The organism is Candidatus Cyanaurora vandensis (genome assembly GCF_013285555.1).
In the GTDB taxonomy this organism is placed as follows: Bacteria; Cyanobacteriota; Cyanobacteriia; order Gloeobacterales; family Anthocerotibacteraceae; genus Cyanaurora; species Cyanaurora vandensis.
The window spans coordinates 1-18,735 of sequence record NZ_JAAXLT010000126.1; the positions used below are offsets into that span (position 1 = coordinate 1).

Consider the following 18,735-nt stretch of genomic DNA (forward strand, 5'->3'; position numbering starts at 1 on the left):
CAGTAACCGCAAGGGAATCACCGCGCCTTTAGGACGGTGAGTATGTCAACTAAACCGGACTCATTGCCAGCATCCGGGTCATCGGTAGCAGGGCACGTTCTCTTAAGGTCTCGTCCATGACGATCTCAGGACTGCGGTTGACCATAGCGAGATAAACCTTCTCCAGCGTGTTGAGCCGCATGAAGGGGCACTCATTACAGGCACAGTTCCCGTTGGGCGGGGCGGGGATAAAGTGTTTGTCCGGGCAGGACTTCTGCATCTGGTGGAGAATCCCGCTCTCGGTCACCACGATGAATTCCTGGATTGGACTCTGCTGTACAAATCGCAGCAGCGAGGACGTGGAACCAATGTGGTCCGCATGGCGTAAAACCGCTTCCTCACACTCTGGGTGGGCGATAACGAGAGCAGCGGGATGACGGTTCTTCAATTGCAGAAGCTTCTTCTCCGAAAAAATCTCATGGACTAGACAGGCACCGGGCCAAAGCACCATCTCGCGCCCGGTCATCCGGTTGACATAGCGGCCCAGATTGCGGTCGGGACCAAAGATGATTGGCTGGTCCAGCGGGAGTTGGTTGACGATCGCCACTGCATTCGAGGAGGTACAAATAATGTCACTGAGGGCTTTCACCTCAGCCGTGCAGTTGATGTACGAAATCACTAGATGGTCCGGGCGTTGAGCACAAAACTCCCGAAAACGATCCGCCGGACATTGATCCGCCAAGGAACAACCCGCCGCTAGGTCTGGTAGCAGGACCTGCCGGGTGGGATTAAGTATTTTCGCGGTCTCCGCCATGAAGTGAACCCCGGCAAAGACAATGACCTCAGCCCTAGTCTCTGCTGCCTGCCGCGCTAGGGCCAAAGAATCCCCCACAAAATCAGCAATATCCTGAATGTCGGGTTCCTGGTAGTAGTGCGCCAGGATGACTGCATTCATGCGCCGCTTCAGGTCAGCGATCTCAGCAAAAAGATCAAGCTGGGCAGAGACAGATGATTGGATTAAAAGCATGGGACACCGCCTCTAAAAAACGGGGTCTCTCATTATAACACTTTACGAATTACTAGTTGCAAACCCCGCCCTTAAGCCGAGGTTACTATTAGAAGAAGATTTTTCGGAGACTTGTACAGCCGTAACTTCGCTCGTGTTTACCGCAATCCGCTTTTCGGGGTGACGTTCACAAGTCAGTTCGAGGACCGTCGGTTGACCTGATTTGAGCGCGGTGAGAATGTTCTGGTACAGGGCTTCAGCAGCCTGTTGTTCTTTGCGTTGGACCCCGAGGGCAAGGGGATTGGCTTTCAGCGTGACTTCAATCAAGTACATCCGGGACTCCCGATTTCTTCCCACCCTAGCACTCCCAGGATGGGTTTCCTAAAGACTCAATTTTAAAATTAAGGAAAGTCCGTCAGCGAACTTGATTCCCCCCTGCTGTCGGACGTCTGGATAAATGATAACCCGAAGTCAGTACCCATGCTCTCAGGTATTTCACGGATTAAGCGTGTCCGTAATTCCGCTCGAACAACCTTAATACTTTGTTACATTTCTTCTTAAGTTATGCTAATGTTACCATAATCAAAGACCCGACGAGAAGGATGTCTGACCATGACGACTGCCCTCATGTTTGCCAACTCGATCCCGCCAGAATGGGCTTGGATGACCCCGCTTATTGATTTACTACCGATCATCCCAATTTTCTTCTTCCTTTTGGCCTTTGTGTGGCAAGCGGCAGTCGGGTTCAAATAACCCTTGTAACATGGCAGGTACAATATCATGCAAGATCCATTGGTACGGGCCTTTTTCATCGGACGGGCCGCTGCCGATCTCCTTTTTGAAAAATTAGAAGACGGTTTGACTGACCTGCTGAGTGATCTAGGCAAGTTTGAATCTGAGCAGCGTGAGCAACTGCGGACCTTCACCGATGCGGTCCTAGAGCGGGCGGCCCAGCAAGAAACACGAGCAGCGGAAGATCTTTCCGACGTAGTACAAGGGGACGGGGTGGTTTTTACCCGTGAAACTGAGTTGCAGGCAACCGTAGATGGCCTCAGAGCTGAGATAGCGCAGTTGCGTTCTGAACTGCAACGCTACCGCAGTGAAATCACGTAACCAGGGGACGCACCATGGCTCCCCCCCAAACTCCCTCTTCCTACCGTTGGAGTCGTGAAAATTACTCGCCTTGGCGACGGGTTTTTGATATCTGGTCCTTTGTCCTATTGTTTCTGTTCTATCGCTGGTTGGATAAACAGGCTTGGTCCTATCCAGACAAGGCCCTGACGGAAGTAGCCCAAGTCTTGCGCCGTAAACAACGGGCGGTGTGGATTCGCGAAACCTTACTAGAGCTCGGTCCTACATTTATTAAAGTCGGACAGCTTTTCTCAACGCGGGCTGATCTTTTTCCTAAGGAGTACGTGGAGGAGCTGGCCCTGCTCCAGGATGCGGTCCCGGCTTTTCCCTATGCACTAGCGATCAAGACGATTGAGAGTGAACTGGGGAAGCCTGTTTCCCAACTCTTTAGCTATTTTGAGCCGTTGCCCATTGCCGCTGCTTCTTTGGGCCAAGTCCACCGAGCAGACCTTGCTACAGGCGAAAAGCTAGTCATCAAAGTCCAGCGTCCCGGTCTAGTCAAATTGTTTGAGATTGACCTCAAGATCCTGCGTGATGTTGCTACTTACCTCCAGAACCACCCCGATTATGGTAAGGGTCGCGAGTGGTTGCCGATTTATGACGAGTGTTGTCGCATTCTCTACCAGGAGATTGATTATCTCAACGAGGGCCGCAATGCCGATACCTTCCGGCGCAACTTCCGCAATAATACGCAAATCCACGTCCCCAAGGTCTACTGGCGGTACTCATCGCCTAAGGTCTTAGCCCTGGAGTACGCGCCGGGGATCAAGATTAGTAACTATAAAGCTCTTGAAGAAGCCGGGTTGGACCGCAAGGCCCTCGCTCGGATTGGAGCTTCTTCCTATCTCCAGCAACTTCTAGAAGACGGCTTTTTCCACGCCGACCCCCATCCCGGCAACTTGGCAGTACGTCATGATGGGGCAGTGATTTTCTATGACTTCGGGATGATGGGCGAGATTAAGCCTGAGACCAAGATTAAGTTGATGGACACTTTTATGGGGATCGCTCAAAAAGATGCTGATAAGGTCATTGATTCTCTGACTGAACTCGGAGCAATTAAACCCAGTGCTGACCGTATCCCGATTCGCCGCTCGATTACCTTCATGCTCAACAATTTTGCTGAACGGCCCTTTGAGGATAATAGCCAAGTGTCCTTTGCTCATCTCACGGACGATATTTATGAGATGGCCTATGACCAGCCCTTCCGGTTCCCGGCTACCTTTACTTTTGTCCTTCGGGCACTCTCGACCCTGGAAGGACTGGGGAAGGGCTTGGACCCCAATTTCAATTTCATGGAAGTCGCTCAACCCTTCGCCACCCAAATGATCAACGAAACCGCCAACAACTTTGCGTCCCCTGGTGGACTGCTCAACCAAATCTCCCAACAGGCCGCGCAAGCCGCCAATCTTCCCCGCCGCGTTGAACAGGCCCTAGACCGCTTGGATAACGGCGAGTTACGGGTCCGGGTCAAGGCCAGCGAGACTGACCGTCTCCTACGCCGCTTGAATATGACGACCCTGGGGCTGGTCTACGCGGTCCTCGCTGGGGCAAGCCTAGTTGCCACAGTAGTCCTCTACACAAGCACCCACATCGTTGAAGCCCTGCTGGGACTGCTCCTCACCGGAATTTTAGCCCTCGCGCTCAGCCGTGTCCTCCTCCGTCTCCAGCGCAACACGCCCGATTAACTGGAGTTACTCGTAACCCAACTCACGGGCTAATTCCATAATCTCGACCAGGAAACCCATACCGTCCTTGCGCCACGGTAGCGGACCAGCAAGTTTAGCCGCCGGAATTTGCTGGTAGCGAAACGCCGGGGAGCGCAGGAAGTTGGGGTCATTGCCCAAGTGGGCACCGTAGGGACCGAAGCGAGCATATACCGAATCCTCAGGCCGCAGCATCGCCTCAAACACCGAGCTGTCCCACTGCAAACCCAGCCATTCACAAACCTTAGAGAGGGAATCCTCGGGCTGGTTCAAGATGTCCTCTCCCCGGACCCGCATCTGCTGGTGGGCCGGGACCGTACTCAAAAAGTCGAGGACAGTGCGCTGAGTCTTGTACCACAACAGTTGCGGGTCTACCGTGGGGGGGTCCGTGGAGTAATCGAGGGAACGGTTGATCCCCGCGAGAGCACCGTGGGCCAGCTTCATCATTGAAAGCCCCTGGGTGCGCGGATGACGGACCAAGTAGAGGTAGTGAGCGTTAGGGAATGCCTGCCGGGTGCGCTTGAGGACCTGGAGGCTGGTGGCGTACTTGGGACTTTTGTCAATGATACGTAAGGGGGCGACCTTGGCGGCGAGTTCGTGGTAGACCGCCTCGGAGGTCCAGGTGTAACGTTTCTGAATCCAGCGGCGGGCTGTGTCTACCGAGGCCATCGTCTGTTCGCCCGTGTAGAGTTGGGCTATGGTCCGAATCAGGCCATGGAGCTGGAATTCAACGACTTTCGTGCCCCGGACCAGTTGTCCCAGGGTCGGTGTCATCAATAAGTTAAGCTCCGGTGCCCCGTAGACCTGGGGGTGCTGACCGAGGAGCCCACTGACAATGGTGGTGAAGGACCGGGCAGAAGCGAGGACAAAAACGGGTTGTGGGACCATAGCTTGCCTACGAAGAGCGTGTGCGGTTGCAGACTTCCCCAACAATACCCGCGAACCCTACGGATTACCTAATTCTTCAAGATTGTCTAACCTGGCTTGAGCCCCTTGGTCATTCCAGCGACAGTTATTAAATGATCAAACATATCATTGAAGCTCCCGGTTATTTCTGGTAGAACTTATGTGACGGATACCCCAATCCCAGACCTTGCTGTCTTCTTCCTGTCCCCTCCTCCTGTAAGGCCATGACTACCTACTTGCCATCCCAGACCCGCTTTCGGCAGGATCTCGTCGTCACCCAGACGGAGAACCGCAAGAACCAGACTATTTCCTATCTCATCCGTGACCCCGTCACCCTTAAAACCTTTGAATTTGGCCCCGAAGAATATTTTTTATGTACAGCAATGGATGGGTCGGCATCCAGCGAAGCGATTCGGACAGATTTCGAGAAACAATTTGGCATGGAACTCGGGACCGAAGACCTCTTGGCCTTCTCTACCCAGATGACAGAGTGCGGTTTGATGGAGGCCATCCGTCCCCGCGAAGCTCCCGTGCCGCGTGAAGTCCCCTCAATTCCCATCCCCGAACCGTCACCACGGGCGACAGAACCGGCGACCGAAGCAATTCCTGACGATGCTGATCCTGAGGATGTGGATTTCCGGTCAGACTATCACTTTGCTTTCTTTGATCCCAGTCGAATCCTCGTGGGGGTTTTGGGGGTACTGCGGCCTGTACTGCCCGTGCTGAAGTTTGTGGGGGTCTGGCTTTTGATCCCCACATTGCCCATCGCCCTTTTCACCGCCATCAATAACAGCAGCTTCATCATCCAGGAAGAGGAGGCGATGCCCTTTTTGGTCTGGTTGGCCTTCCACCTCCTCTTGATGAACTTCTTGAGTGTGGTCACTAAGGGTTTGGTTGCGACTTTTTACACGCTCAGGATGCGCGAGTTTGGGGTGCGGTTTCGCTATGGGTTTGTGCCGCACCTCTATATCACTCAGAAGGATTTTCGGTTGCTGAGCCGGGAGCAGTTCCTGTGGACCCTCGGCTCCTCCATGCTCCTCAAGCTCGACCTCTTTGTCTGGGGGGTCCTGCTCTGGTTTTGGGTGCGGGGTAGTGGAACGAGTCTGGATACCTGGAGTATCTCGATTGCGATGGCGGCCCTGATTGGCTTTGTGATTGATGCCTTTCCGTTGCGGCCCACCTCCGATGGCTACCGCTGGATGAATAGCTACTTCTATCTCCCCCCGCGCTGGCTCCAACAACTGCTGTTGCGGGGCTATGCGCTCTTGGGTGCGCTGTTTAGCCGCCGTCCCCGTACTGAGCCCATCACTTGGCGTGAAATCGGGCTATTAGCTCTGGTGGTAGGAGTCTCGGGCTTCTTGGTGTTTGTGTTCTTCCGGTTGGTCTCGAAGTTCAGTGTGGGACTTGCCACGAGCTTCCCGAACCTGCTGGGCGGTGGGACTTGGTTTATCTTGATGGCGGTCTTCTTGACCCTGGGCTTGATCTACTGGAGTAAGAGGATTCAAAGTATGCGTAGCAAGATGAACAAGCGTAACCGGATGACGACAGCAGAGGTCCTACCTTTTCCTGAAGAACCGCTCACGGGTGCCGAAAAGAATAAACGGATGTTCACCCAGCTGGGTCAGATTGCCTTGGCTTTGGCGGTGATTGGTTGTCTATTTTTACCCTATCCCTACCGTCCCGGCGGCCCCCTCAAGCTGTTACCGCCCAAACTACAACCGATCCAAGCCCCGATCACGGGTAAGGTCATCACCGTTCCCTATAAAGGTGGGGATGGCAAGCTCATCAAGGCTGGGTCCGTGGTTGCCGTCATGCGGGCGACGGACATTGAGAATACAACCCTCACCACGACTGAACAGGTTTCCGAACAACAATCTGTCCTTGACCGTCTCCTCAACAGCCCCCGCCCGGAAGAAGTCGCTGTCGCCCGTAAATCCGTTGAGGAAGCGGGTAAACAGGTGGAAGTGACCGAGAAATCGCTAGATGCGGCGATTGCCACGGCGGCTTTGAGTACCATGACTGCCCAACGGTTAGAGGAATTGTACAAAGAAGGGGTCTATTCCCAGCAACTCTACGAAGAAGCTAAGGGCAAGGCCGAGGTGGATGGGATCAACGTCAATGCCAACCGCCGCGCCTTGGAAGGGGCAGTTAAAAACCTAGAGGGTAAACAGGCAACCCTGAATCTAGTCGCTGCCGGACCCCATCCCGATGAGATCAAGGTCGCCCGTGCCGAACTCCGGCGGCTCCAACAACAACTCAAATACTCGCGTTCCCAGCAGGATTTGACCAAGCTGGTCATGCCGATCAGTGGCTACTTGGAGACCCCTTACTTAGAGCAAAAAATCGGAAGTTTCCTCAACCAGGGCGATACCTTCGCCTCGGCCCAAGATGACCGTAATATCACGGGGGAGGCCCAGGTTCCTGAGTATGATGCCATCGAACTCAAGCCCGGTGCCAGAGTCGAGATTAAGCTTCTGGCCTACGCGGGCGATCCGATTATTGCCAAGGTCATCTCGGTCGAAACTAACGCCACCACCACCGATGATGCCGAGATTGCCACGGAAAAAGTAGTCCGGGTCGTCGTCGAGGTCCCTAATTCCAAGAAGTTTCTCAAGCCAGGGATGACGGGTTATGTGAAGGTAGACGCGGGGACCAAACCGCTTATCCTCGCCTTTGCCCATCCGATTATCCGGTTTGTGCAGGTGGAGATGTGGTCCTGGATGCCCTAGCGAGCCACGCCACAACCGCTGCAAAAGACGTACCTAAGCCCTTGTAGGCACGGGTCGCCGGACTCATGGAGTGCAGCGCATCAATTAACTGCCCCCGCTGCTCAGGGGTCAATGCGTGGCAGTCGGTGAAATAAGTAAGGAGCGTGAAAATGAAGGCCCGTACCTGCGGCAAGTCCTCTGGGGCTTGCCGGGGACTGAGACGGGGGGCGGTGGTGTAACGTCTGGGAAGTACATGGGTCCGTGATAACACGAGGTTGGTGGTCAATCCGGGGGTAGGGTACGATTACGGCAAGACAGGGCGGGACGAGTCTATGTCAGGCTACTTACTCATCCTCACCATTCTGCTGCTGGGGAGCGGGATTGCCGCGCTCGGTGATCGACTCGGTTTTAAAGTAGGTAAGGCGCGGCTGAGCGTATTCGGGTTGCGGCCCAAGTATACGGCGGTGGTGGTAACGCTTCTGACGGGCTTTACTGTCTCAGCCGTGACAATTGGGGTCATTTTACTGGTCAATGAACAGGTCCGCGTCGGCTTATTTGAACTCGATACTCTCCTCAATAATCTCCAACAGGCCAAGACCCAGCAGGCCGCCGTTCGTCAAGAACTCACCACTGCCCGCACCCAACAAGCCCGCGCTGAGCAGCAACTCCGGCAGATCAATCAGCAATTGCAACAAGCTCAGACTCAACAAAAAGCTGCCGAAGCCCGTCGTCAAGCTTTACAACAAGGAATTATTGCCATCCAACGGCAAGCCGAGACCGCTGAAGCCGCCTCGCAACGCAAGCTAGCCCAAGCCCAGAACCAAGTTCAAGCCCTCAAAACCGAAGAAATCCGCCTCCTCAACCGCCAAAAAGCCCTACTCGTTCGCAACAAACAACTCTCCCAATCCCTGGCCTTCAGCAGTGCCCGTTACCTAGACCTACGTAATAAAGCGAGTGAACTGGTGAATTACGGCGATTTTATCTTCCAGGCCGGGGATGTGGTTTCCGCTGGGATTGTGCGGACTGGTCTCACCTCAGCCCAACAACAAGCCGCCCTAGATAATCTCTTTTTCCTAGCCGAGCAAGATATCCGTAAACAAGGGAGTGCCCCCTATGGCACAGACCGCGCCCTGCTCATACCTGCTGAGGTCGTCGCGCAGTTACGCAAGGCTCTGACGACTGAGCAAGCTTCGATCGTGCAACTGATTGCCACCCGTAATATCCTCCGGGGTGAACCCACCCTGGTTACGGCACGGGTCCTACCCAACTCGGTCCTGTTTGGTAGCGGCGAGGTTATGGCTACTCAACGTCTTACCCTACCCCGGTCTGAGTCCGAACTCCGTGTCACTGTTGAACAACTCTTTGAGCAAGCCAGCCGGAAGGCCCGTGACAAAGGAATTTTCTCAACTGCACGGGGGGATGTGGGCTACTTCCCCGCCGAAGCTCTGGATCAACTAGTCCGTGACCTCCAGCGTTATCAGGGGGAGGTCGTGGTTCAAGCCGTGGCAAACCAAGATATTTATCGGATTGGCCCGCTTACCTTGAGTCTGGTTGGTCTACAAGATGGGCGGGTCATAACCCGCGCTACGTGAAGAGCTCTGCCGCATTCTCCAGTAAGTTAGTGATAATTATCCGCCCCTAGGGTGAGGGGTAGATCAGGATGAATGTTGCAAACTCATAAATATGGCAACCTATGGATGGAGAGAAACAATGGTCATGACCCTTGATGATGCAAAACGTTCAGCCATCGCCGTACAACTGGCGGATGTTAAGGCGTTACAAAAACTGGCAATCGCGCTCGAACAAAAGTTACTTACCGCAGCCAACGATGAGAACATCCGTGAACGTTTGGGCGAGTTTATTAAGACTGACCAAAAAAATATGGAAGTCTTGGAAAATGTAATCATCAGTTACGGCATCAAAGCTGAACCCAAAGCTAGCTTGGTCAAGTTAGCTGACGAAACCCAGAAGATGATGGATTCATCTGAACTCACGCTCCACGAAAAGTTTTCTCAACTCGAACTGTTAAAGCACAAGCAATTTATGGCGGGTTACTTGGTCCACAAAGCTGGTCAAGTCGTAGGAGCCGATATTGAGAATGCCGTGGCTCCTCTCAATACGGTCAACTTTGAGAACCGCGCCCACCAAGAACAACTCAAGGCCATCCTTGAAGTACTAGGCGTGCGGGAACTCACTGGACAGGAACCGGACCAGGGACTATTTGCCCGTCTGATGGACACGGCGGCAGCAGCTACTGGAGTGATTGGGAGCCTAATCACCCAAGGTAAGGGCAGTGCCTCGTTTAGCGTTAATGACATTGTTCGGGCTGACCACCGCAAAATTGAAACCCTCTTTAAGGAAATCGAGGAGACCGACAGTCCCCAGAAACGGCAGGAATTCTTTGGGCAGTTGTACAAGGACCTCAGTGCCCACGCCGAGGCTGAAGAGCAGACCTGGTACCCGGTCCTCCGCAGCTACGACGACACCGTGAGCAGTGTGGAACAAGCCTACGAAGAGCAGGCTGAAGCTAAAGTGTTGCTGGCAGAACTCCGCACCCTCAGCCCTAGTTCACCTGCTTTCATGACCCGCATCCAGCAACTCAAGACCGCCATTGAAGAGCACGTGCGCCATGAAGAAAACGAACTGCTGGTCAAGCTGAGTAGTTCCCTGGACATGGCACAGCAAGAGCAACTGGGTAAAGAGTTTCAGATGACCAAGAGCCGTCTCCAAGACACCATGGCTCGCAACTAGGTCAACAATCTCATGAAACAAGCGGGGGAATGAATGGTTCTCCCGCTTTTTCGTAGGAACTGAATCCGCGCTTAATGAATTTTACTGAGTGGGTCCTAAGACTGATTCACTTAAGTTATTCCCTAGGTAAAATCTTGAGGGCATAATCTAGGACACCACGATGATCTCCCCAGGAAAAGTCCTATTTGCGACCGCCCTGACTACAGCCCTCACCTTACCGCTGCAAGCCGCCGAAAATCTGGTTATCAGTTACGGTAGCCTCCAGCGTTCAGTCCCAGTCCGGGCAGTCCGCACCTATGTAGAAGCGGGTAAGATTACGCCTGAACTACAAGCCTATGCCAACCTCCTATCGTCTCAGGAGCTCACCGACCTCCGTGCCGCCCTTCAAGGCGGGGTACAGTTAGGAACCGTTGCCACCGACAGCTTTTTGCGGACCGAACTAGGACAGGCTCTTTTGCAACAGGTGGGCCAGATTATCCGCATCAGTGCCGACTTAAGTGGTGAACAGGCAGTCTCGGCAGCTCTCGTCTTGGCGGCAAACCGCCCCGATGGGATTACCCTGCTTAACTTTCTAGAGACCTTCCCGACCACAAATGTCTATGTAGACGCACTAAAGTTACAGAGCACCACAGACCAGATTCAACAACTAGTGAATGAGGCCCGAAAAGTAGGGGCCGAGGACCAGGCTAAACTCCCGCCCTTCACTGTACCCAAGGGTCTCAAGGACCCCACGCAACCCGGCCCCTACCGCAGCCAACGCCTGACCCTAAAAAATAAAACCCGCCCTTTGACTACCGATATCTATCTCACCACTGCCCCTGGTCTCCGGCCCGTTATTCTCATCTCTCACGGTCTCGGTGAGGACAACAATACCTATCGCTATCTCGCCGAGGCTTGGGCGAGCTATGGTTTTCAAGTCGTAGCTCCAGACCATCCTGGGAGTGACGAACAACGCCTGATTGCCCTCAGTGAAGGACGTTCTAAAGAAGTCGTTGCCGTGCAGGAGTTTGTAGACCGTCCCGGCGACCTCACAGTAATACTTGACCGTCTCGCCCTGCTCAATCGTACCGACTCGCGTTTTAAAGGCCGTTTCAACCTTAATCAAGTCGGGGTGTTTGGACATTCTTTTGGTGGTTACACGGCCCTGGTCGGGGCTGGGGCAGTGCTAGACTTGGCCTACCTACAGCAACAATGCAACACACCCAAAGAAGGACTGCAAAAACTTAATCCGGCCTTCTACTTCCAGTGTCAAGCGACACAGACGGTTCTACCCTCAACTCCTCAACAAGATAAACGCATTAAAGCCGTCATCGCCTCTAGCCCTCCCGTCAGCTTGGTCTTTGGTACAGGGGGGCTAGGGCGGGTACAGATACCCAGCCTCGTTGTCACCGCCACCGATGACCTAGTTGCTCCGACCGTGCTAGAGCAGACCCGCATTTTTAACCAACTCCCCGCGCCCAGCTATCTCCTGACCCTGGTTGGGGCGACCCATTTCAGTGTGACCTCAGCTACGACTAACCCCAAACTGCCCCAACTCGGTGCCCCCGATCTCAATGCCCAGCGCAGTTTACAGTCGGTGAGTGTAGCTTTTTGGCAGAGCTATTTGGGCGGAAATGTTCGGTACCGGGGCTACTTAGTCCCCAGTTATGGTCCCTACTTGAGTCGTAACCAGAACCGACCCACCCGGCTCGTAACGCGGCCTACTGTTCAGCCTGTCGTTAAGTAATTGCTCAAGGCTTCCGGTTACGAGCACGGAGGTAGACCCCTAGCCCCCAGGTTCCCCCGAGGACCACCAGGGTTCCGAGAAAACCTGCCACACTCTTAGCTAGGGCGGGATCGCTCACACTTCGTAGCGCGTATCCCTCGAAGAGACTATAGAAAGGCAGTTGTCTTGTCCAGCTAGGTATTTCTGATTGCTGAAAATTATAGTCCTCTGCCACGCGGTTGAGTCCGTCGGGATTAGGACTAGCTAAGGGAGAGACCAGAGCCACGCCTAGAGCGAAGACCAAAGCAAACAAAACCCAACGATTATCGCGCATTACACTCCAACAGCAACTGAATCAGCTCACTCTTGCTCAGAAACCTTGGGGGAAGTGGTCAAAAAAAATGGTGGAGCTGAGGGGAGTCGAACCCCTGTCCACCCGTAACTAATAGCCGCTCATTCATCCACAGGCTTGACTCTAAAACCCTTAGAGTAGGGACCTCCGACCCGGAGATAGGGTGGTTCTAGTTGTCTTAGCTGGGAACGACCAGAGGCGTTAGCCCAGAGCGTCCGATGGGGTTTTGTCCACGCCATTTATCGGCGTCATCACGTGGACCTCGCAAGTCGGTTAAGACTTTTAGGCTACGGCAAGCGCAGCTTTACGAGAAAAGGGTACGATGTTGTTCGCATGTACTTTTTTTTGACCTGAGTTTACGGGATTCGGGTCCGCCCGGCCTGCATGAAAGGGGTTCGCTAGGGTGTCGAAACCATTTCAGCCCCATGAGTTGTCCTATTATAACCAAGGCCATGAGAAGATAGGGGCGAATTTGGAAGCAACCCATGGATTTGACTCGTTTGATGAAGCAACAGGTCGGGATTACCGCCGCGCAACGTGTCCAGACCGGCATGGTTGTGGGCCTCGGAACTGGCTCCACAGCCGCCTTTGCCATTGCTGAACTAGGCCGTCGTCAACGCGAAGAGGGATTACAAATTATCGGGGTGCCCACTTCTTTTTCCGCCGCTGTCCAAGCCAAACAAGAGGGCCTGCCCGTCCGCACGATTGACCAAGTGGACCAAGTTGACTTGGCGATTGACGGGGCTGATGAAGTGGACCCTCAACGCAACTTAATCAAGGGCGGTGGCGCGGCCCATACCTTAGAAAAAATTGTGGACGGGCGGGCGGATAGTTTCCTCGTCGTCGTGGACCAAAGCAAACTAGTCCAGCAGCTCGGAGCCTTTCCCTTACCCGTGGAGGTCTTACCCGCCGCTGTCTATGGCGTGATGACCGCGCTCACGAAACTCGGCGGCACCCCCCAGATTCGGCTCGGGGTCAAAAAAGATGGTCCCGTGATTACCGACCACGGCAACTTTGTGGTGGATGTGCAGTTTGAGGCGATCCCCGACCCGGCAGCCTTGGAGATGACCCTCAACAATATTCCTGGAGTGCTAGAGAACGGTCTGTTTGTGGGACTCGTCAATGAAGTCTTGGTGGGCCGGGTGGTGGGCGACCAAGTGGAAGTTTACACGCTGTCGTGACATATTCCCAACGTTCATGCTTGGCATCGAACGCGGGCTTCTAGGTTCATCGGCCCAGCACTCTGGTAGCCTCCCCTAGCCGAGACGGGATGACCCTCCGCCTTTACCCAGCCGCTCACGGCTCGGTGTTTGATGTTCAAGGCTGCATTGTGGTCCCGGTCAAGCTCCAGACCACAGTTAGGACAGGAGTGCCATCGGTCAGCTAAGGTCTTAGGGAGATGAGTTCCACAACCAGAACATGCTTGACTTGTGCCGTTTGGGTTTACTGCTATCGTCATCCGCCCAGCATTTGCAGCTTTGACGGCGAGAATTGACGGCTCCCAGTTTGGGCAGGGTAAGTCGTTTGCCGTCTAAGCATCCCACCTTCATCTGGGTGTAAGTGAAGGAGTGATAGCGGCCTTTTCCTTTGAACCGGGGACGACCTGAGTGCTTACCGTTGCTGTCTCCCTGGATGAACCGTTGCCATGTCTGGTCTACGCGCTTGACACAATCTTGAAGCACTTGAGAATGAATAGCGGTGTACTCAGGAAACAGCTTTTTAGTGTGGAGCAGGTCATGCTGTTGGCTGTAATAGTTAGGTTTGGCTTTGGGTGGAGCAATGGAGCAACTAACCAGCGAACAACGGTCAACCGGGCATTTGTTGAGCCGCTCCCAGTCAAAACGCTCCCCTAGACGGTAGTTGTACTGCTTACGTAATAACTCAAGCCATTGCAGCATGGCAGCTGCTTGGCTTGCAGTGGGGCGTATCCGGTACTGGTAAGTGATTCTCACGTTTCTATGGTAGAGCAAGGTAGACGGTTCGCCTGTCAGCTCACCAGCTTTACGTCCCGAAGCCAACCCAAGGGGTATGGCGCGTGACTTCCCGGCTGTCTTAACCTTTCCTTAACTAGGCTTACCCCAAGCCTTAACCTTTTTCGCCTATGCTTTGCTTACTTAGGAAATCCACCCATGCGCGTTTTCATGCTTAGTCTTCTGGCCCTGACCCTGGCTCTGCCCGTGCAGGCAGAAGCCGTTTACGGACGAGTTTACGAAACCTTACAGAGTAAAGTTTTTGCTAACACACGGGTCGTCCTGCTGAGTGACCCCAAGCAAGAGACCACCACGGACAGCGCGGGGGCCTACTGGTTCCGCAACGTGAAACCGGGGGCCTATCTCGTCCAGATCTTTGTACCTGACCAGGAAACCGTGGTCGGGCGGTTGATTGTCTATCCCCGACCAACCACCATTGTCAACCTAGACCTATCCATCATCGAAGACCCCCACCACGACGACGAATACTAACGCCGGGTAATCGCTACCACTGCCGGCCGCGGAGCACAACCGGACGCTCCGACCTGAGGCCAGTTGCTCCCGCGTAAGTTGCCCCGGTTATCTTTGGGCGAGTCTGGAGTACGGATACCCATACGTTCGCCGGGATGCTGGACAGCGACAAAGAGGGTCGTCTCGTCAGGGGTGAAACTGGGTCCGGTCAGTTCGCACTCCACGGGGCCACAGGCGAAACGGTGGACTTTGCCCGCTCCGGCTACCTTGGGGTCTGTGGGCAAGACATAGATGGCGTTATTCCCAAAACGGCCTTGGGGCGAGTCGTCGTTCATCTCACTGGTAGACATATCCGTTGCTAGCCAGAGATTGCCCACCGAGTCAAAAACCAAGTTATCTGGCATGGAGAATCCGAGTTGGTCCGGGCGGGGTACAAATCTCCCCCACACAAACTCCGGTCCAGCCACGTCCTTCCCTTCGTCTAGCTTCCAAATCTGACCCGAGCTGTAGGGCTGGGCTTTACCCTGGGTCAGTTTAGGCGGGAGTTGGTCAAAGAGATGGGCTGCGTCATTAGGACGGCTGGGGTCAATCAGGCCCGTATCCGCACTACTGGAAGACGTGAAGGCGATATAGACCTGTTGCGTACGCGGGTGGACTTCTAAGTCTTCTGGGCGACCCGTGGGGGTTCCACCGATGGCATGGGCCGCTCGGGTTGCATCCACCAAAATAGCCCCCAGACTGGCATAGAGGTCTCCCAGCACACGAGCAGGCTGACCATCGGCCCGTTGGAACTTACCATCTTCAAAAACTAAATTATCGGGTAGGTCTACGGTTTGGCTGGGGGTGTTGGGGTTGAGGGGGGTTTCTAGCGTCAAGGGTAGCCACTGGCCCCGGCCTGACATCACTAACCCGTTCTGGTCTAGCTTACCTTTAGGGTCAAAACGGGCACAGTAGAGGGTCCCTTCACTCAATAAGCGCGATTTTTGGCGGGCGGTCTGGTTCTTGCGATAGGGGGCCTTGCTCACATAACGCCAGACGTGTCCCCCCTGCCGGTCATCTCCCTGATAGGCAAGTAAGGGCTGGTTCTGGGTCACGCGCAAAGTGACATTCTCATGGCGAAAACGACCGAGGGCAGTGTGTTTAACTGGGGTGGATTGGGGGGCCTTGGGGTCCACTTCCACCACCCAACCGTAATGCTCCCCCGGTAACTGGAAGCTGCCGCCTGTCCCCACCTTGCCTGTCAGCTTACCCTGGTCATTGAGCAAGAAAGATACCTCGGGGACATAGTTCTGGAAGTTCTCCTCACAACTGAGGACTGTGCCCCAGGGAGTCGTCCCGCCCGAACAGTTAGCAAACGTACCCACGGGCGGTTCACTAAAAAGAACAGCGGCAGGACCATCGGCAAGGAGCGGGCTGTTAGCATCAAGCCGGCGGTTATAGGCCGAGTCCACAACTAATTGCCAAGTTTCAGCCATGCGCTTGAGGTGAACGACCGACCCGCCGAGTTCTTTCTTATAGATAGCTACCTGCTCATTGCGGTCCTTGGGTAGCTCACGCCCGAAAACCTGAGCATAGCTGGCCTTATACACTTCTTCGCTGATGTACTCATGGTTCACCCAGAGCAGGCCCTCATCCCGCTTGAGGGGAACAAATGCCGTGAAATCATTGTTATAGCCAAACCGTTGCCCGTCCTGGGTCAGGAGATCGCCCCACTGGACTACCACTTGATAGGTAAATTCTTCGGGCAGCGTCAAGTCATCTAAGCTATCGGGCTGGACCGGATTGCGAAAAGGGATACCTCGCCGCACAATCGGTTGCCGTGTCTGCGTCGTCTTGGCCCAAGCTCCATCGCTGAGCGTGAGGGTTGCCCCGCCCATAAACTGTAAAAATTGACGGCGTTGCCACTGTGCTTCCTGCATAACTAGGGATAACTCTGTACTTAGTAAGTAGTGTACTGCTCCTACCTTCACTCTTGACAATCCCCATCGCTGTTGTAAATAGCGTGTTAATTGAGAACTAGAACTGTGCTCATTTAGGCAGTGGTGACCGGGTAGCCAGCCTGGGCTAGGGGCGTGGCCCACTCTGTCGGGGTTGTTTGGTGCGGATAATAGGTGACTTGGGCAGTGGCAGTACTCAAATCTACCGTTACCGCCTCAACCCCGGTCAGGGTGCTGAGCCGACGTTCTACTCGCTCGACACAGGCGGCACAACTCATCCCCTGAATATTTAAGGTAGCAGTACGACGCTTTGGCAGGGGCATGGGTTCACCGAGTTAGTCTTTGTATGACCTCATGGTATCCCTTGGCATTGGGAACTCTCGTGCCCAGTTTAACGTCAAACTAAATATCCGTTAGGTTCCGTCAGCTATGCAATTCAACCGTTTGTGGCTGTGTGTACTTACGCTGGGGCTAATGGCAACTCCTGTCCTAGCAGCCCCGACCAAGGCTCGTTTTGATCCAGAAGAGCAAACCAGTATCAATGTCTATAAATCCACCAGTCCAGCGGTTGTGACGGTCAGTAGTCGGTTGGGATCAGGAGCCGGAACGGTCATTAGCCCCGAGGGACTCGTCCTCACCAATGAACACGTCATCCGCAATGCTCCCCGTGGGACCGTGACCATTCAGACCAGTCAGGGTAAACGGTATACCGGGCAGGTAACGGCAGTGGACCGGCGCAATGACTTAGCTTTAGTCCGGCTGACGACCCAGGACCGCTTCTCAGTCATCCCTTTAGCGGACCAAGACGGAATTCAGGTGGGCCAACAGGTCTTTGCCATTGGTAATCCCTTTGGGCTCTCGGGGACGTTTACGCGGGGAATTTTGAGCCGGATTTCGCGCAATGGGGACCTGCAAACGGACGCAGCCCTAAACCCCGGTAACTCCGGCGGACCCTTGCTCAATTCGCGCGGAGAGTTGATTGGGGTCAACAAAGCCATCCTCAGTCCCGATGGCGGCAACGTGGGGATTGGTTTTGCCACCAGTGCGGTGGTCGCTCGTAATTTTATTCAGCAGTACCAAAAGACACCCACCGGAACCGTCGCTGTCCGTCCCAATGAGCCGCCCCGCCTCGGAGTCTCTCTAGATGCAGAAACCTTGGTCATCCAACAGGTGCAGCCGGGATCACTGGCAGCGGAGTTGGGGCTGCGGACGGGAGACCAGTTAGTGGCGATCAATGGACAACCCTTGGCTGGGACTGAGGACCTACGGGAGTTCCTGGATAGTCGCCCTGATTCGGCGGTCTTCACCGTGGCTCGTAACCGTCGCCTCACTAACCTACGCGTGGATTTCTGATGACGACCTACCAGGGACAGTTTGGCTCCTACACGATTACCCCCGCTGACCGCCGTGAGGTGAAGGTCTATCGCTCAGCCTTGGTGGTGATGTGTGGGAGTTTTGCCCTGGGGGTAGCTTGGGCCTTAGCGGGGCTGCCGTGGGAGGGGTTGACGGCGATTTATGGGGTTTTTTGTTTGAGTCTGGGGGTAGCTCTCTGGACGATTCACATTTACATGAAGCTACTCCACCGGGCTTTGCAGGGGTTATGGGGGATTGGGGTGCTGGCAAGCGTGGGGATTGCTCTGAGGCTACCCGGTCCCTTGGCCCTGACGGTGGTTCAGTATCCAGCTACCATCTGGGGGGTGGGGTTCGTATTTGCCGCCTTGACCGGACTACTGATTAAGGAAACGCTTTGTTTCCGGTGGACCGAGAGTTCACTCCTCGTCCCCCTCGTGCCCTTAGTTCTGCTCGCCCATTTAATCGGGGTCCTCTCCCTCTCTGCCGGTCAAGTCGCTTTTGTCGTCATCGCGGGTTTACTTTTGACTTTCGCCGCCCGGAAAACTTGGCAACCCTTAGACCCCGACATTGGGGATAAGAGTGTGTTTGCCTATCTAAAATCGCGTTAGTATCCGCTGGGTCAATATTTTGGTAGATTCCCTACCTGATGTAAGGGTTCCACTCTTTGACCGGGAAATTGGGATACAAGCCCCGTCGTTCACGACGGCTTTGATTCGAGAGTCTAACAAGCTCCCTCAGCACATCGTTCAAACTCCTCTCTTTC

General features: G+C 54.5%; 18 protein-coding genes, 1 other RNA gene and 1 pseudogene. 12 read left to right on the plus strand and 8 right to left on the minus strand.

Going from position 1 to position 18,735, the window contains the following annotated elements; translation table 11 throughout:
- Positions 1-49: 49 nt before the first annotated feature.
- Positions 50-1,006 (minus strand): quinolinate synthase NadA, encoded by a 957-nt coding sequence (nadA, locus tag HFM78_RS08715; protein WP_287129048.1) that lies wholly within the window; start codon positions 1,004-1,006, stop codon positions 50-52.
- A gap of 42 nt (positions 1,007-1,048) precedes the next feature.
- On the minus strand, positions 1,049-1,318 hold the full coding sequence (locus HFM78_RS08720; RefSeq protein ID WP_287129049.1) for a hypothetical protein: 270 nt from the start codon (positions 1,316-1,318) through the stop codon (positions 1,049-1,051).
- 279 nt (positions 1,319-1,597) lie between these two features.
- Between HFM78_RS08720 and HFM78_RS08725 the strand changes: the two genes are divergently transcribed.
- From HFM78_RS08725 to HFM78_RS08735, 3 genes are read left to right on the plus strand one after another with little or no spacing between them, the layout of a single operon-like run.
- Complete coding sequence (locus tag HFM78_RS08725; RefSeq protein WP_287129050.1) at positions 1,598-1,738, plus strand: photosystem II reaction center protein K; 141 nt, start codon at positions 1,598-1,600, stop codon at positions 1,736-1,738.
- A 27-nt stretch (positions 1,739-1,765) separates the two neighbouring features.
- A complete protein-coding gene (locus HFM78_RS08730; RefSeq protein ID WP_287129051.1) occupies positions 1,766-2,098 on the plus strand; it encodes a DUF6825 family protein in 333 nt (110 codons plus the stop codon).
- 14 nt (positions 2,099-2,112) lie between these two features.
- The gene (locus HFM78_RS08735) at positions 2,113-3,801 is read left to right on the plus strand and encodes an AarF/ABC1/UbiB kinase family protein (protein ID WP_287129052.1); all 1,689 of its coding nucleotides are present in this window, start codon (positions 2,113-2,115) and stop codon (positions 3,799-3,801) included.
- A 6-nt stretch (positions 3,802-3,807) separates the two neighbouring features.
- Here the strand turns inward: HFM78_RS08735 and HFM78_RS08740 are convergent, their stop codons facing one another.
- Positions 3,808-4,707: a sulfotransferase gene (locus tag HFM78_RS08740; RefSeq protein ID WP_287129053.1), complete on the minus strand. Its 900-nt coding sequence runs from the start codon at positions 4,705-4,707 to the stop codon at positions 3,808-3,810.
- 242 nt (positions 4,708-4,949) lie between these two features.
- Here HFM78_RS08740 and HFM78_RS08745 point away from each other — a divergent pair, with 242 nt between their 5' ends.
- The 5 genes from HFM78_RS08745 to HFM78_RS08765 all read left to right on the plus strand — a co-directional run bounded on the left by HFM78_RS08745 (position 4,950) and on the right by HFM78_RS08765 (position 11,910).
- Positions 4,950-7,454, plus strand: a complete 2,505-nt coding sequence (locus tag HFM78_RS08745) for an HlyD family efflux transporter periplasmic adaptor subunit (RefSeq protein ID WP_287129054.1) — start codon at positions 4,950-4,952, stop codon at positions 7,452-7,454.
- Positions 7,455-7,569: 115 nt separating this feature from the next.
- Positions 7,570-7,698, plus strand: a complete 129-nt coding sequence (locus HFM78_RS08750; RefSeq protein ID WP_287129055.1) for a hypothetical protein — start codon at positions 7,570-7,572, stop codon at positions 7,696-7,698.
- A 67-nt stretch (positions 7,699-7,765) separates the two neighbouring features.
- Complete coding sequence (locus HFM78_RS08755) at positions 7,766-9,025, plus strand: DUF3084 domain-containing protein (protein ID WP_287129056.1); 1,260 nt, start codon at positions 7,766-7,768, stop codon at positions 9,023-9,025.
- Positions 9,026-9,149: 124 nt separating this feature from the next.
- Entirely contained in the window at positions 9,150-10,184 is a 1,035-nt protein-coding gene (locus tag HFM78_RS08760; protein ID WP_287129057.1) for a hemerythrin domain-containing protein, read from the plus strand.
- A 160-nt stretch (positions 10,185-10,344) separates the two neighbouring features.
- Positions 10,345-11,910, plus strand: a complete 1,566-nt coding sequence (locus tag HFM78_RS08765; RefSeq protein ID WP_287129058.1) for an alpha/beta hydrolase — start codon at positions 10,345-10,347, stop codon at positions 11,908-11,910.
- A 4-nt stretch (positions 11,911-11,914) separates the two neighbouring features.
- Here the strand turns inward: HFM78_RS08765 and HFM78_RS08770 are convergent, their stop codons facing one another.
- Both HFM78_RS08770 and ssrA read right to left on the minus strand, forming a co-directional pair.
- Positions 11,915-12,223: a PDGLE domain-containing protein gene (locus tag HFM78_RS08770; RefSeq protein WP_287129059.1), complete on the minus strand. Its 309-nt coding sequence runs from the start codon at positions 12,221-12,223 to the stop codon at positions 11,915-11,917.
- A 68-nt stretch (positions 12,224-12,291) separates the two neighbouring features.
- Positions 12,292-12,666: a transfer-messenger RNA gene (ssrA, locus tag HFM78_RS08775) on the minus strand.
- 60 nt (positions 12,667-12,726) lie between these two features.
- Here ssrA and rpiA point away from each other — a divergent pair.
- Positions 12,727-13,422 carry a ribose-5-phosphate isomerase RpiA gene (rpiA, locus tag HFM78_RS08780; RefSeq protein WP_287129060.1) on the plus strand — a complete coding sequence of 232 codons (696 nt, stop codon included), beginning with the start codon at positions 12,727-12,729 and terminating at the stop codon, positions 13,420-13,422.
- Between the two features lie 14 nt (positions 13,423-13,436).
- Here the strand turns inward: rpiA and HFM78_RS16265 are convergent.
- Positions 13,437-14,193, minus strand: a pseudogene (locus tag HFM78_RS16265) (RNA-guided endonuclease InsQ/TnpB family protein).
- Positions 14,194-14,370: 177 nt separating this feature from the next.
- Here HFM78_RS16265 and HFM78_RS08795 point away from each other — a divergent pair.
- Positions 14,371-14,703 carry a carboxypeptidase-like regulatory domain-containing protein gene (locus HFM78_RS08795; protein ID WP_287129063.1) on the plus strand — a complete coding sequence of 111 codons (333 nt, stop codon included), beginning with the start codon at positions 14,371-14,373 and terminating at the stop codon, positions 14,701-14,703.
- Here HFM78_RS08795 and HFM78_RS08800 read toward each other — a convergent pair.
- The gene (locus tag HFM78_RS08800) at positions 14,700-16,601 is read right to left on the minus strand and encodes a PhoX family phosphatase (protein WP_287129064.1); all 1,902 of its coding nucleotides are present in this window, start codon (positions 16,599-16,601) and stop codon (positions 14,700-14,702) included. The two genes, HFM78_RS08795 and HFM78_RS08800, sit on opposite strands and share 4 nt — an antisense overlap.
- A gap of 113 nt (positions 16,602-16,714) precedes the next feature.
- Positions 16,715-16,942, minus strand: coding sequence for a heavy-metal-associated domain-containing protein (locus HFM78_RS08805; RefSeq protein ID WP_287129065.1), 228 nt, complete (start codon positions 16,940-16,942; stop codon positions 16,715-16,717).
- 106 nt (positions 16,943-17,048) lie between these two features.
- Between HFM78_RS08805 and HFM78_RS08810 the strand changes: the two genes are divergently transcribed.
- A complete protein-coding gene (locus HFM78_RS08810) occupies positions 17,049-17,972 on the plus strand; it encodes a S1C family serine protease (protein WP_287129066.1) in 924 nt (307 codons plus the stop codon).
- Positions 17,972-18,580, plus strand: coding sequence for a DUF2301 domain-containing membrane protein (locus tag HFM78_RS08815; protein ID WP_287129067.1), 609 nt, complete (start codon positions 17,972-17,974; stop codon positions 18,578-18,580). The genes HFM78_RS08810 and HFM78_RS08815 overlap by 1 nt, the downstream gene beginning before the upstream one ends.
- The last annotated feature ends 155 nt before the right edge of the window (positions 18,581-18,735 follow it).

Coding starts and splice junctions, on each gene's coding strand:
- nadA (WP_287129048.1), bottom strand. CDS start 1,006: ATGCTTTTAATCCAATCATCTGTCTCTGCCCAGCTTGATCTTTTTGCT.
- HFM78_RS08720 (WP_287129049.1), bottom strand. CDS start 1,318: ATGTACTTGATTGAAGTCACGCTGAAAGCCAATCCCCTTGCCCTCGGG.
- HFM78_RS08725 (WP_287129050.1), top strand. CDS start 1,598: ATGACGACTGCCCTCATGTTTGCCAACTCGATCCCGCCAGAATGGGCT.
- HFM78_RS08730 (WP_287129051.1), top strand. CDS start 1,766: ATGCAAGATCCATTGGTACGGGCCTTTTTCATCGGACGGGCCGCTGCC.
- HFM78_RS08735 (WP_287129052.1), top strand. CDS start 2,113: ATGGCTCCCCCCCAAACTCCCTCTTCCTACCGTTGGAGTCGTGAAAAT.
- HFM78_RS08740 (WP_287129053.1), bottom strand. CDS start 4,707: ATGGTCCCACAACCCGTTTTTGTCCTCGCTTCTGCCCGGTCCTTCACC.
- HFM78_RS08745 (WP_287129054.1), top strand. CDS start 4,950: ATGACTACCTACTTGCCATCCCAGACCCGCTTTCGGCAGGATCTCGTC.
- HFM78_RS08755 (WP_287129056.1), top strand. CDS start 7,766: ATGTCAGGCTACTTACTCATCCTCACCATTCTGCTGCTGGGGAGCGGG.
- HFM78_RS08760 (WP_287129057.1), top strand. CDS start 9,150: ATGACCCTTGATGATGCAAAACGTTCAGCCATCGCCGTACAACTGGCG.
- HFM78_RS08765 (WP_287129058.1), top strand. CDS start 10,345: ATGATCTCCCCAGGAAAAGTCCTATTTGCGACCGCCCTGACTACAGCC.
- HFM78_RS08770 (WP_287129059.1), bottom strand. CDS start 12,223: ATGCGCGATAATCGTTGGGTTTTGTTTGCTTTGGTCTTCGCTCTAGGC.
- rpiA (WP_287129060.1), top strand. CDS start 12,727: ATGGATTTGACTCGTTTGATGAAGCAACAGGTCGGGATTACCGCCGCG.
- HFM78_RS08795 (WP_287129063.1), top strand. CDS start 14,371: ATGCGCGTTTTCATGCTTAGTCTTCTGGCCCTGACCCTGGCTCTGCCC.
- HFM78_RS08800 (WP_287129064.1), bottom strand. CDS start 16,601: ATGCAGGAAGCACAGTGGCAACGCCGTCAATTTTTACAGTTTATGGGC.
- HFM78_RS08805 (WP_287129065.1), bottom strand. CDS start 16,942: ATGCCCCTGCCAAAGCGTCGTACTGCTACCTTAAATATTCAGGGGATG.
- HFM78_RS08810 (WP_287129066.1), top strand. CDS start 17,049: ATGCAATTCAACCGTTTGTGGCTGTGTGTACTTACGCTGGGGCTAATG.
- HFM78_RS08815 (WP_287129067.1), top strand. CDS start 17,972: ATGACGACCTACCAGGGACAGTTTGGCTCCTACACGATTACCCCCGCT.